Source organism: Nocardioides marmotae, assembly GCF_013177455.1.
GTDB classification, from domain to species: Bacteria; Actinomycetota; Actinomycetes; order Propionibacteriales; family Nocardioidaceae; genus Nocardioides; species Nocardioides marmotae.
The window spans coordinates 378,455-391,675 of record NZ_CP053660.1 but is presented as its reverse complement, the minus strand read 5'-3'; the positions used below and the strand labels follow the sequence as shown (position 1 = coordinate 391,675).

The window sequence follows — 13,221 nt, the reverse complement described above, 5'->3', positions numbered from 1 at the left end:
GGATCGGCTCAGTCGACGGGGACGTCGAGGTGCCAGGACTCGGTGACGTACTTCGTCACCCAGCCCATGGACGTGTAGAGCCCGTCGGCGCCGGTGGAGGAGTCGGCGTCCACCTCGAGGCCGACGCGGTCCCGGCCGCGGGCGGCGGCGTCCGCGATGATCGTGCGGAGCAGGCCCTTGGCGACGCCGCGGCCGCGGGCGGCCTCGAGGACGCCGAGGTACTCGACGTACGAGCCGTCCGGCGCGCCGCCGGTGCTCTCGGAGACCGCGCCGACGAGGGTGCCGACGGGGGTGCGGCCGCCGTCCTCGACGAGCTCGGCGAGCCACCAGTGGTCCCAGCGGTGGCCGGGGTCCTCGCGGAGCCGGTGGACGAACTCCTCGAAGGTCTCCTCGTGGTGGTTGAAGTGGTCGACGAAGGCGCCCTCGAGCACCTCGTGGACCTTGCGCAGGTCCTCGGCGTCGGGCATGCCGCCCTCGGACGCGCGGCGGACCCGGCGGAAGACCACGCCCTTGTCCTCGTCCTCCCAGCGCCCCGGGGCGGGCACCAGGTCGGCCTCGTCGGCGGTGACGGGGCGGCTCATCTGCCACCAGGTGCGCACCCGCTCGAAGCCGGCGGCGGCCAGCCAGGCGTGCTGGCGCTCGTCGTCGGCGAAGGCGCCGGTGTCGATCTGCTGGGTCTCCAGCCCGCGGGCCGCGCCGAGGACCTTGGCCTGGCCGACGGCCCACTCGAAGAGCACGTCGGAGCAGGCCCGGGCGACCTGCTCGGGCAGGTCGCGCTCGACGATGTGCACGAAGAGCATCCGGCCGGCGGCGCGGTCGTGGGCGCTGGCCCAGGCGCGGATCTCGCCGTCGGCGTCGCGGACGACGACGTTCTGCCGCATCCGCAGGCCGTGCTCGGAGACCTCGACGAGGACGTCGTCGACGCCGGCGCCGGCCCAGCCGCGGCCGTGCCGCTCGTGGGCCCGCAGCAGGTGGGTGAGCCGGGCGACGTCGAACCGATCACTCGGGTCGGGGCTCGCGACCTCCCATCCGCTCGGGAGTCCGGGCGCCTGCGCCACGAGCTCCTCGGGGTCGTTCTCGAACCGGGAGTCCTCTGGGATCACGAAGGACAAGTGTCCCGGAAGCCCAGGAGGGCAAACCCCCACGGGGTACGCATCACGCCCGCTGGCGGACCGCCTCGGCGCGCTGCCAGGCGGTGGTGACGACCTCGAGCTCGGCGCGCAGGACGTCGACCTCCTGCTCCAGCTCGGCCATCCGCACGATCGCCTCGGCCGCGCGCTCCTCGGCGGCCTCGAGGTCGGCGGCGAGCTCGGTGCGGGCGCGCTCCGAGGCGTCGGCGCGGCGCGCCTCGACCCCGACCTTGCGCATGGCGTCGGCGACGCGCTGCTGGGCGGCGGTCAGCCCCTGCTCGAGGTCGGCGATGCTGGCCTCGCGATCGGCGATGCGCTGCTCGACCGCGGCGACGTACGTCGCGTGCTCGGCGGCCCGCTCCTCGCTCATCCGGCGGTAGGCCTGGGCCTGCTCGGCGCGGTCCCGCGCGGCGTCGCGGCGCGACTGGGCGAGCTCGGCGTGGGTGATCCGGGTGGCGGCCGCCCCGAGGACGACGGCGGCGACGGCGGCGATCGCGGTCAGCGCCCACGACCCCGTGGCCAGCGCACCGGCCACGACGACCGCGGCGAGGACCAGGAGCGTCACGGCGACGGTCAGCCGCGTCGAGCGCTGCCGACGGCGCGAGGCGGAGGTGACCGATGTGGCCGGTGTTGCCGAAGGTGCCGAAGGGGAAGCCATGTCAGCAGGTTAGGGGGCCGGGTCGTCGGACCGGACGCGACACGCGCGCTCCAGCAGCAACGCGGCCCCCGCCACACCGGCGCCGGCGAGTGCCGCGGCGGCCGAGCGCCAGGCCCGCTGCTCGGCGAGCTCGGCGGGGATGCCCAGCCAGGACACGGCGTACCCGAGGTAGCCGCCGGCCACCAGCGCCCCGACGTAGGCGCAGGCCCGGGCCAGTACCAGGCGGTTGACCGCCTGCTGCGGGTCGAGCCGCTCGCGGCGCACGTGGACCTGCCGGTGGGTCACCCAGGCGGTCGCGGCGAGGATCGCCACCACCAGGACCAGCGCGAGCGGCTGGGCCCAGGTCACGATCGGCGCGGTGCCGTACCGGTCGGCGACCGGGTGCACGAGCCAGCCCAGCACCAGGCCGGCGACGACCCAGCCCGCCAGCGCGGCGGGCGAGGTGGGGCGCAGGTTCCCGCCCGGCTCCTCCGGCGATCCGGGAGTGCCGAGCGGGTCGCTCACTCGACCTCGAGCCGCAGGTCCTCGCGGACCGCGATCCCGTCGGTGCCGATGCCGGCCAGCAGCTCGCTGATCGGGCCGTGCCCGGGCAGCTCGGCGTCGGGCTCCAGGTCGAACCACGGCTTGAGGACGAAGGCGCGCTCGTGGGCGCGGGGGTGCGGGAGCCGGAGGCTCGGCTCGTCGCTGCGGCGGTCGCCCACGACGATCAGGTCGACGTCGAGGGTGCGCGGGGAGTTCGGGACCTCGCCGCGCTCGCGCTCGAAGGCGTCCTCGATCGCCAGCGCACGGTCCATCAGGCGCGTGGCGGCCAGCGTGGTGTCGATGAGCACCACGGCGTTGAGGTAGGGCTTGGCTCCCGCCGGGGAGTCGACCGGCTCGGTCTCGTAGACCGGCGAGACGGAGGTGACCCACACGTCGGGGGTGTCGGCGAGCGCGTGGACCGCTCCCTGCAGGGCCGCCATCCGCTCACCGAGGTTGGACCCCAGGGCCAGGACCGCACGACGGATCGGCCGCATCTCCCCGGTGAGGGTGTCCGCGTCGATGATGTGCGGGTTGGGGGTCTCAGTCACGGGGGGCCCTCCGGGTGATGGTGATTGCGACGTCGGCGAACGTCGCGTCGACGGGTGCGTCCGGTTTGTGCACCGTGACCCGCGCCCACTCGACCTTGCCGTCCGCGAGGCAGACGTCCGCGATGCGCTGGGCGAGGGTCTCGATCAGGTCGACCGGATCCTGCTGGACGGCGGTCGTGACCGCCGCGACGAGACTTCCGTAGTCCACGGTGTCGTGCAAGTCGTCACTCGCGGCCGCCGGGGCGGTGTCGACGCCGAGGGTGAGGTCGACGACGAAGGTCTGGCCGTCGCGCCGCTCGAAGTCGAGGACACCGTGGTGGGCGAAGCACTCGATGCCGGTGACGGATATCTCGTCGGTCAACGTTCCTCCTGGGCCGGGCGGGCCAGCGCGTCGACCACGGCGAGGGCGTCGTGCGCGGCCCGGACGTCGTGCACCCGGACCCCCCACACCCCCTGCCGGGCCAGGTGCATGACGACCGCCGTGTGGGCGTGCTCGCGGTCCTCGACCGGTCGCGGGGTGCCTGCCTCGTCGGCGAGCAGGTGGCCGAGGAAGGACTTGCGGCTCGCGCCGACCAGCACGGGCTGGCCCAGCGCGGTGATCGGGTCGAGGTCGCGCAGCAGCTCCCAGTTGTGCTCGCCGCGCTTGGCGAAGCCCAGCCCGGGGTCGAGCACGACGCGGGCGGGGTCGATCCCGGCGGCCAGGACCGCCTCGAGCCGCTCGGCCAGCTCCGCGGCGACCGTGCCGACGACGCCGCCCGGCCCGTCGTACGTCGCGAAGTCGGCCATCCGGGTGCTGTGCGCGCGCCAGTGCATGGCGACGTACACCGCGTCCGCCGCGGCGGTGACGGCGAGGATCCGCGGGTCGGCGAGGCCGCCGGAGACGTCGTTGACGATGGTGGCGCCGGCCTCGAGCGCGGCCTCGGCGACCTCGGCGCGCATCGTGTCGACCGAGACCACCGCGTCGCGCGCGAGCTCGCGGATGACCGGGACGACCCGGTCGAGCTCCTCGGAGACCAGCGGCCGGGTCGCGCCCGGGCGGGTGGACTCCCCGCCGATGTCGAGCACGTCGGCGCCCTCGGCGAGCAGCCGGCGGCCGTGGGCGACGGCGGCGTCGGGCTCGACGTACCGCCCGCCGTCGGAGAAGGAGTCGGGCGTGACGTTGACGATGCCCATCACGCGGGGGCGGCCGAGGGGCACGAAGAGCCCGCCGGCCGCGGACGCCGGGGGGCGCGGGGTCGGGGCGGTCACCGTTGCGCTCAGCGGGTGCCGCCGCGGATCAGCGCCATCGCCTCGGCGCGGGTCGCGGGATCGGTGAGGAAGCTGCCACGGACCGCCGAGGTGATCGTGCGGGCGCCGGCCTTGCGCACGCCGCGCATGGTCATGCACAGGTGCTCGGCCTCGATGACGACGACGACGCCGCGCGCCTCGAGGATCTCGACGAGCGCGTCGGCGACCTGGGTGGTCAGCCGCTCCTGGACCTGCGGGCGACGGGCGTAGACGTCGACGAGGCGGGCCAGCTTGGACAGCCCGGTGATCTTGCCGGTCTCCGCCGGGATGTAGCCGACGTGGGCGACCCCGGTGAACGGCACGAGGTGGTGCTCGCACATCGACCACAGCTCGATGTCGCGGACCAGCACCATCTCCTCGTGGCCGATGTCGAAGGTGGTGGACAAGACGTCCTCGGGCCGCAGCCGCAGCCCGGAGGTGACCTCGGCGTAAGCGCGGGCGACGCGGGCCGGCGTCTCGCGCAGCCCCTCGCGGTCGGGGTCCTCCCCCATCGCGATGAGCAGCTCGCGCACGGCCGCCTCGGCCCGGGTGTGGTCGAACGGTGGGACCTCGGAGGGGTCCCGCTCGACCTCGCTCACCCGGTCGATCATGCCTGCCCGTCCCGGTAGGAGCCCGGGGACGGCGGCATCGGGGGCTCCACCGGTCCGACCGGGCCGCCGCCGGGGCCGCCGTGCACGTCGCCGCCGGGGCCGGGCGGGGTCACGATCGAGCCGCCCTCCTCGGTGGCGCCGACGGTGCCGTTGGCCTTGGCACGGTCGCGGATCTCCTGCGGGATCTCGATCGGGGGGATCGCCGAGGGGTTGCGGGTCGGCGAGCCGGTCCACGCCGGGCGCGGGGCCCGGCGGCGCAGCGGCTCGAAGATCTTGGCCACCTCGGCCTTGTCCAGGGTCTCCTTGTCGAGGAGCGCGAGCACCAGCGCGTCGAGGACGTCGCGGTTCTCCTCGAGGATGTCGAAGGCCTCCTGGTGCGCCTCGGCGAGGAACTTCTTGGTCTCCTCGTCGACGATCGCGGCGACGTCCTCGGAGTAGTTGCGCGAGTGGCCCATGTCGCGGCCCAGGAACGGCTCGCCCTGGGTCTCGCCGAGCTTGATCGCGCCGAGACGCTCGGTCATGCCGTACTGGGTGACCATCGCCCGGGCGAGTCCGGTCGCCTTCTCGATGTCGTTGCCGGCGCCGGTGGTCGGGTCGTGGAAGACCATCTCCTCGGCCGCCCGGCCACCGAGCATGTAGGCGAGCTTGTCGAGCATCTCCGAGCGGGTCTGGGAGTACTTGTCCTCGTCGGGCAGCACCATCGTGTAGCCCAGCGCACGCCCGCGCGGGAGGATCGTGATCTTGTGGACCGGGTCGGTGCCCGGGAGCGCCGCCGCGACGAGGGCGTGGCCGCCCTCGTGGTAGGCGGTGATGAGCTTCTCCTTCTCGCTCATCAGCCGGGTGCGGCGCTGCGGGCCCGCGATGACGCGGTCGATCGCCTCGTCGAGCGCCTGGTCGGTGATCAGCTTCTGGCTGCTCCGGGCGGTCAGCAGAGCCGCCTCGTTGAGGACGTTGGCCAGGTCGGCGCCGGTGAAGCCCGGCGTACGACGCGCGACCGAGAGCAGGTCGATGTCGGGCGACATCGGCTTGCCGCGGCTGTGGACCTGGAGGATCTGGTGCCGGCCGGCGAGGTCGGGGGCGTCGACCTGGATCTGGCGGTCGAAGCGGCCCGGGCGCAGCAGCGCGGGGTCGAGCACGTCGGGGCGGTTGGTCGCGGCGATGAGGATGACGCCGCCGCGGACGTCGAAGCCGTCCATCTCGACCAGCAGCTGGTTCAGCGTCTGCTCGCGCTCGTCGTGACCGCCGCCCATGCCGGCGCCGCGGTGGCGGCCGACGGCGTCGATCTCGTCGATGAAGACGATCGCCGGGGCGTTCTCCTTGGCCTGCTCGAACAGGTCGCGGACGCGGCTGGCGCCCACGCCGACGAACATCTCGACGAAGTCGGAGCCGGAGATGGAGTAGAACGGCACGCCGGCCTCGCCGGCCACCGCGCGGGCGAGCAGCGTCTTGCCGGTGCCCGGGGGGCCGTAGAGCAGGACGCCCTTGGGGATCTTGGCGCCGACGGCCTGGAACTTCGCCGGCTCCTGGAGGAACTCCTTGATCTCGCCGAGCTCCTCGATGGCCTCCTCGGCGCCGGCGACGTCGCTGAACGTCGTCTTCGGCATGTCCTTGGTGATCAGCTTGGCGCGGCTCTTGGCGAACTGCATGACGCCGCGACCACCGCCGCCCTGCACCTGGTTCATCAAGAACAGGAAGAGCAGGATGATCAGCGCGAACGGCAGGAGCGTCGCGAGGATCGAGCCGAGCAGGCTGGGCTGGGGGTTCTCGGAGTTCGACTTCTCGATCGTGCCCTCGGCGAGCTGCTCGTCGACGGCGTCGATGATGTCGACCTGCTGACCCAGCACGTAGTGGGTCATCACCTTGTCGCCGTCGGAGCGGACCCCGTCGTCGAGGGTGGCCTCGATCTTCTGGTCCCCGTCGATGAACGTGATGTCCTTGACATCGCCGTTGGCGATGTACTCCTCCATCTGGGAGGTGTCGATCTCGTCGTACCCGCCGTTGGGCGCGAGGTACTGCAGGGCCAGCAGGACGCCGACCACGGCGACCACGATCCAGATCCAAGGACCCTTGAATATCCGCTTCACAGGCTTCTTCCGACGCTCGACTTGAACCTCTGACGGTACAGGTCCGCGGCAACGGGGAGCAGGGCCGGTCCGCCCTGCTCAGGCACTCTTCAGAAAGAGATCAGGAGTAGACGTGCGGGGCCAGCGTCCCGATGTCGCGGAGGTTGCGGTAGCGCTCCTTGTAGTCGAGGCCGTAGCCGACCACGAACTCGTTGGGGATGTCCCAGCCGACGTACTTGACGTCGACCGGCATCTGGAGGGCCTCCGGCTTGCGCAGCAGGGTGGCGATCTCGACGCTGGCGGGGTTGCGGCTGCTGAGGTTCGAGGTCAGCCAGGACAGCGTCAGCCCGGTGTCGATGATCTCGTCGACGATGACCACGTGGCGGCCGCTGATGTCGGTGTCGAGGTCCTTGAGGATGCGCACCACGCCGCTGGACTTCGTGCCCGAGCCGTAGGAGGAGACCGCCATCCAGTCCATCTCGATGTGGCGGTGGAAGCTGCGGGCCATGTCGGCCATCACCATCACCGCGCCGCGCAGGATGCCGACGATCAGCAGCTCCTTGCCCTCGTAGTCGCGCTCGATGTCGGCGGCCATCTCCTTGATCCGGTCCTGGATCTGGGCCTCGGTGTAGAGCACGTTGAGCAGGTCGTCCGACACGTCAGCAGCGTCCATGGGTGCAGCGTATTCCGCCGGCCCCAGGGGGCTCGGGCGGGGGCGCCCGGGGTGGTGTGCAGGACGTACGAGGGGCGGGGGTGCACGCACCCCCGCCCCTCGATCACGCACCGGCCGTCAGAACATCGACGGCATCGGCCTGCTGCTCCGCTTCTGCTTCACCACCAGCCTCAGCCTCGCCGAGGAGGACGCCCTCGCCGCGGCGTTGCCGAGGTAGCGGACGCGGACGGTGTGCTTGCCCACCGCCAGCTTCGGCAGGCTCAGGGCCGCCCGGCCGCCGGCGCGCCTGGTCAGCGCGATCTCCGAGACCCGCCGGCCGTCGACCCGCACGACCAGCCGGCCCAGCGGCGGCTTGCCGTTGTCGAGCGCCACGCGGACCAGCAGCTTCGCCCGCTTGCCGGCCCGCACGACGTCCTTGGCGAGGGTCGCCGAGGTGGTCGACCCGGCCTGGGTCACCGGCGGCGGCGCGTCGTCGATCGTGACGGCCTCCGTCGTCGCCGACCCGGCGCCGTACCCGGCCTTGGTCGCGGTGACCCGGACCGAGACCTGCGTGCCCGCGTCGCCCGGCCGCACGTCGTACGACGTGCCGGTCGCGCCGCTCACGGGTGCGCCGTCCACCAGCCACTGGTAGGCGAACGCCACGCCCGGCTCGCTCCACGTGCCGCTCGAGACGCGCAGCGTCCCGCCCGGCTCCGCGTCCCCGGTGATCGCCGGCGGCGTCGTCGCCGTCGGCGCGTCGCCCTTCGCGACGGTGACCGCCGCGCTGGTCGCCGTGCCGTCGGTCAGACCGGTCTTGCTGGCCGTCACCGTCACCGTGATCGCCTGGTCGACGTCATCGGCGGTCGCGACGTACTCCGCGCCGGTGGCCCCGGCGATGAGCGTGCCGCCGCGCGACCACGCGTAGGAGTACGTCAGGTCCGTGCCGTTCCACGTGCCCGGGCTCGCCGTCAGCTTCCGGCCGACCTTGGCGGTCCCGGTGATGGTCGGGTCGGCCGTGGCCACGAGGGCGGTGCTGCCGCCACCGCCGCCACCGCCTCCGCCGCCACCCGGCGTGCCCGGCGCAGCCGGCACGTTGGTGTCGATATCGACGGTGAACGGCTCGAAGGTGACGACCTGGCCGGACCCGTTCTCCTGCACCTTGTTCGGACGTCGCGCCGTGACCCGGGCGGTGATCTTCTTGCCCTGGTCCGCCGCAGAAAGCGTGTACTCCTTCGTGGTCACCCCGGTGGGGGTGCCGTCGCGGAGCCACGCGACCGACGCCTGCGCGATGTCGTTCGACCAGGTGCCGTCGGTCAGGGTCAGCTTGCTCCCGACCTTCGTGTCACCCGTGACCTTCGGCCCGGTGAGCGGCGTCGGCGTCGACGCCGCCGCCCCGGTGCTGCAGGTCATCTTGAGCAGCAGGTCGACCCGCTCCGGCGGGACCTGCATCGCCGGGCTGGTCATCGTCGCGCACCCCGTGTTGGCAGCCTCGACCCGGTAGGTGCCGGGCGCCACGTCCCACCGGAAGTACCCGGTCGGGTCCGTCCTCGACGGGTTCTGGTCGTTGACGTCCGGGTCCATGACGGCGGCATCCTCGTCGCGCACGGCGACGAACGCTCCGTTGACGAAGCGCTCGAGGGTGACCGTTGCACCAGCGATCGGCACGCCGTACTGGTTGGTGACGAAGCCGCTCGGGTCGATGTAGATGGAGAACTCGACCTCGTCGGTCTCGCCCGAGCCGCACACGACGTTCGTCGAGAAGGTCGCCTGGCCCGAGGAGGTGAACGGCGGGATCTCCGCCGTGTAGGTCCCCACCGCACCCGCCTTGAGAACTCCGTTCATGGACGGAGAGCCGTTGGCGAACTCCACTGTCCAGCTCGGCACAGTCCCTGCATCGACGGTGCAGTCGGTCAGCACGACCGTTGCCGGCGTGCCGGCGAAACCGGTCGGGGGCTGTCCGGTCGTCTGGGTGAAGCCGGGACCCGGGTCGGCAGCCGGCGGAACCGGCTTGGGCCCGGTGAGGGTCACCAGCAGGGTCGGTCCGTCGGACTCCTCGTCGACGTCGAGACGTCGGTGGGCGGAGAACAGCGAACCGTCCGGCGGGTACGTCCAGACGTCGTACGACGCCTTGCCGGCGGGGATGCGGATCGTGGTCGTGCCGTCGGCCGAGGAGCGACCCTCGTAGCAACGGCCGCCCTGGACATCACACGCGTAGGTCCAGGCGCCCTCCACGGCCTTCTGATCGTTCCCCTGCCCGGTGACCACGGTCACCGCCAGCGGGATCTCCTTGAAGTCCTGGCCACGGATAACGTCGCCGGCCCAGGTGTAGCCGTCCCAGTAACCGTCCTTCTTCGCGACGAGGGCCACCTCGAGGTACTTCCCCTCGTCCCCGGTTGCCGGGGTGAACTCGGCCGTGTGCTCGTCCTGCTGCACACCGTCCAGATACCAGGTGTACTCGACGTCCTCCGGCACGACGGACGTCGGCTCGTCGCCCCCCTGCCCGCCTTGAGCGAACCAGGAGGCCTCCACAGACACCGGCTCCCCGGCCCGGGGCACACCACTCAGCCGGGCGCGCCCGTCGGCATACAACCAAGCCTTCGGAGCGCTCGCGGGCTCGATCGTCACTGCGACCGTTCCTCGGTCGAACCCGCCTCGGCCGTCGGCAACAACGTAGGTGAAGCTGTCCTCGGTCGCCTCGCTCCCATCGTGCTGGTACCAGCAACCCTCAGCGCCGCAGCCGGCCGTGCCGTGCTGAGGCTGGGTCACGGTGCCGAGCCGCAGCACGTCACCGTCCTCATCGGTGTCGTTCAACAGCACGTCAACCCAGCCTCCACCACCGTTGCGAACCGTCAGCGAGTCCGGTGCGGCCTGCGGCTGCGCGTTGGGCAACGGGATCGTGGCTTCACCGCTGACCGCGAAGAAGAAGGTGTCCTTCGTGCTCGCGTCACCGCTGGCCTGGCCGAGGGTCCACGCCCGCGCGCCGAGCAGTCGCAGGTCGTCGATCGCGAGCTCCTCGGTCTTCGCTGCCCCGTAGAGCGCGTAGAACGTCTTGGTCTCGCCGGCCGGCAACCGTCCGAGGTCGAAGTCGAGAAGCGCACCGTGGTCCTTCGGGCCTACGCGGTCGAACCGTCCACGGGCACCTCGATCGGTCTTGCCTGCGAATGGGTTCACCGACGCGAAACCGTCGTTCGATGCAAAGACCAGCTCGGGGGCGCGGACGTTCTCGACCGAGACCAGCTCCTTGAACTGCGTGGGAGCCACGTCCCAGTCGACCACTCGCCGGTACCGCAGGTCAGCAGGAGCGGAACCGATGTTCTTCACCCTGACGGCCACATTGAAGACGTTGGGACGGACCGACGGTGCGTAGGTGTGGGTCACCTCGAACTGACGTCCGACCCGGACGGTCGACGACGCCCCGGTCGCGACACCGGCACCACCACGGACGATCTGCAGGCTCGACCTCGTGATGTTGGTGCTTCCGGACTCACGGTGCGACCCGCCCCACGACTGCGTCTTGGCATCACCGACGCCCCATCCTTCGCACACGCAACCCGGGATCACTGCGTCGTGTCCCGTCTCGTCCAGCCGCAGGCCGACACCGTCCGATCCCAGCGAGCCGTCGCACGTCATGCCGAGACTGATCGCGCCGGTCGTCAGCACAGCGCCGTCGCACGACGGAGCCGACGTCAGGCGGATCACCTCGCCGACGTCGTACCCGTCGGAGCCGGCACGCACCGTGAAGGTGTCGGCGGCGGCCGGCTGGTCGACGCCGCCCAGGCATACCTGCGAACGGCTCGGGTCCTGCACGCACACCGTGAGCGGTTGCCCGGTCTCGAAAGCCGTCAGCTCGTAGTTCCCGGCAACCACCTCAGCGCCGTGGCGGGGGATTGCATAGCTGCTTCCATCAGTGTTCTCGCCGACGGAATAGAGCTGGACCCACCCCAGTTGGGCCGGCTCCCCGTCTAGCGTCACCTCGCCTCGCACAGGCACCCCCGGACCGAGGTCGATGTCCTTGCCCGACATCCGGGAGCCAGCGGCGGCCTCGAACGTCGCCGCTCGAGCCGGGTCTCCCGCGCCTCCGAGGCAGCGAGACATGGGCATCATGGCGCAGACCGTGTAGGTGCCGCCCCCCGCCGTCGTTGCGATGCGGTACGACCCGTCGGGACCGGCCGTGCCGTACCCCGCGTGCTCGTAGCCGCCTCCCGCCAGCTTGAAGAGAATGACCTGCGCATTCGAGAACGGGATGCCACTCGATCCCGCCACTCGGCCCGTCACGACCACCGCGCTCCGCCCGAGCACGAGGTCGGGGGCCTCGTAGCTGGTCTGGTCGACGGGGATGTCGAACGGCACCTCTGAGGCGTTCGCCTGGCCCGCGATGCACGCGTGTGGAGCGTGCCGAACCGCGCACAGCACGTACCTGCCGCGAGGCACGACCCCCTCCCACGCCATGCGGCCGTCGCCGTCGCTGAACGCGTGGTACTGCTGCCCGGGTCCCGCTACGGGGACCAAGCTGATGGTTTCGTTCGCGACCGGCGAGCCGTCCATCTCCACCACCCGCGCCGTCACCTCGACACGAGGGTCACGCACAGTTCCCGGCGCTTCGAAGGACTTGGAGCCAACCGGGATCCGGAAGTAGTCAGCGCTGACGAGATCCCGGCTCCCGAGACATGACCAATCCGATCCCCCTAGCTCGATGCAGACCGTCAGCAGGCGGTCCGTCGGGGCATCGTCGAACGAGTAAGTCCCGTCAGCCGCGGTCGTCGTAGTGTCACGGAAAAGGAAGCTGGTCCCGCTGGGATACCGCTGGAACAGCGTGAGCGGAACACCCCCACGCAACGGCTTCTCATCGGGCCCGATTGCCCGCCCGGAAAGCTCGATGCCCGTGTCCCAGGGCCGGGGGGCGACCATGGTGCCGTTGAGCTCGGTGGTTTGCCCAGCCTTCACCTCGACCACGACGTCCTTGCCTCCGCCGTACCAGACCAGCTCGTCCAGCTCTGACGTCTCGAAAGCGATGCTGTACGTCCCCTCGGGCAGATCGATCGTGTAGACCCCGGTCTCCTCATGGTTCCCGTACTGGGTGTGCCAGTTCGACTGGCCGCGTCCGACCGGGAACCTGCTTTCGTCCGACTCGTACGCCAGTGCGGTGATCCCTGAGACCGGTCGTTCTCCGGCGTCCACCACGAGCCCGCGAACCCGTCCCCAGCTCGACCCTTGGACGTCACGCATCGTCATCGGCTCCAGGACCTTCGTCGCGCCGGCGCCCACCTCCACCGGCTCGCCGCCCCGGTAGAGGGTCTCGGCGTAGGTCCCGTCGGGGTCGCTCGCCGCCACGACATACAGGCCGCCGCCCACGGCGAGCTCGAAACCGCCGTCGGCTCGGCTCTTCGCGGTCGCCGCTGGGGTCGTGGATCTCGGAGGCGCGGCCGTGACGACCATTCCCTCGACGGGTCGACCACCTTCGTCGAGCACGCGACCGGTGAGCATCGCCGAGACGTCAGCGTCTACAGCTGCGACGCCGGGCGAGAAGGCCAGGCCGGACAGGACGAGCGCCAATAAGGCGAGAAGGACGATGGCGGGCCGGCGTACCGGGTTGAAGCTCATGGCAGCCCCATGGGTGAGAAGAGACGAGTGAGCGGAACGTAGGGCCGCTCTTTACTTTCGAGGACGTCTCTCGCGCAGAACCACCCGTTCCGACCACCTGCGGCGGGAACGGAGTTCCGGATGGGCCAACCAGAGCCTGGGGTCGGGAGGCGCGGGAGGCCCGCTGCTGC

10 protein-coding genes are annotated in these 13,221 nt (G+C 71.5%); all 10 read right to left on the bottom strand.

The window, feature by feature from the left end; genetic code table 11:
* Positions 1-8 precede the first annotated feature (8 nt).
* On the bottom strand, positions 9-1,103 hold the full coding sequence (locus HPC71_RS01785; RefSeq protein WP_216656509.1) for a GNAT family N-acetyltransferase: 1,095 nt from the start codon (positions 1,101-1,103) through the stop codon (positions 9-11).
* 52 nt (positions 1,104-1,155) lie between these two features.
* Entirely contained in the window at positions 1,156-1,695 is a 540-nt protein-coding gene (locus tag HPC71_RS01780) for a hypothetical protein (protein ID WP_253943864.1), read from the bottom strand.
* Positions 1,696-1,797: 102 nt separating this feature from the next.
* On the bottom strand, positions 1,798-2,292 hold the full coding sequence (locus HPC71_RS01775) for a DUF3180 domain-containing protein (RefSeq protein WP_171895997.1): 495 nt from the start codon (positions 2,290-2,292) through the stop codon (positions 1,798-1,800).
* Positions 2,289-2,858 carry a 2-amino-4-hydroxy-6-hydroxymethyldihydropteridine diphosphokinase gene (gene folK, locus HPC71_RS01770; RefSeq protein ID WP_171895996.1) on the bottom strand — a complete coding sequence of 190 codons (570 nt, stop codon included), beginning with the start codon at positions 2,856-2,858 and terminating at the stop codon, positions 2,289-2,291. The genes HPC71_RS01775 and folK overlap by 4 nt, the downstream gene beginning before the upstream one ends.
* A complete protein-coding gene (gene folB, locus HPC71_RS01765) occupies positions 2,851-3,219 on the bottom strand; it encodes a dihydroneopterin aldolase (protein ID WP_154613473.1) in 369 nt (122 codons plus the stop codon). The genes folK and folB overlap by 8 nt, the downstream gene beginning before the upstream one ends.
* The gene (folP, locus tag HPC71_RS01760) at positions 3,216-4,106 is read right to left on the bottom strand and encodes a dihydropteroate synthase (RefSeq protein ID WP_459426290.1); all 891 of its coding nucleotides are present in this window, start codon (positions 4,104-4,106) and stop codon (positions 3,216-3,218) included. Before folP ends, folB begins: the two co-directional genes overlap by 4 nt.
* Before the next feature lie 8 nt (positions 4,107-4,114).
* Positions 4,115-4,735 (bottom strand): GTP cyclohydrolase I FolE, encoded by a 621-nt coding sequence (gene folE, locus HPC71_RS01755; protein WP_154612879.1) that lies wholly within the window; start codon positions 4,733-4,735, stop codon positions 4,115-4,117.
* A complete protein-coding gene (gene ftsH, locus HPC71_RS01750; protein WP_171895995.1) occupies positions 4,732-6,819 on the bottom strand; it encodes an ATP-dependent zinc metalloprotease FtsH in 2,088 nt (695 codons plus the stop codon). The genes folE and ftsH overlap by 4 nt, the downstream gene beginning before the upstream one ends.
* A gap of 100 nt (positions 6,820-6,919) precedes the next feature.
* Positions 6,920-7,471 carry a hypoxanthine phosphoribosyltransferase gene (gene hpt / locus HPC71_RS01745; RefSeq protein WP_154613471.1) on the bottom strand — a complete coding sequence of 184 codons (552 nt, stop codon included), beginning with the start codon at positions 7,469-7,471 and terminating at the stop codon, positions 6,920-6,922.
* A 117-nt stretch (positions 7,472-7,588) separates the two neighbouring features.
* On the bottom strand, positions 7,589-13,051 hold the full coding sequence (locus HPC71_RS01740; protein ID WP_154613470.1) for a carboxypeptidase regulatory-like domain-containing protein: 5,463 nt from the start codon (positions 13,049-13,051) through the stop codon (positions 7,589-7,591).
* Positions 13,052-13,221: the final 170 nt, after the last annotated feature.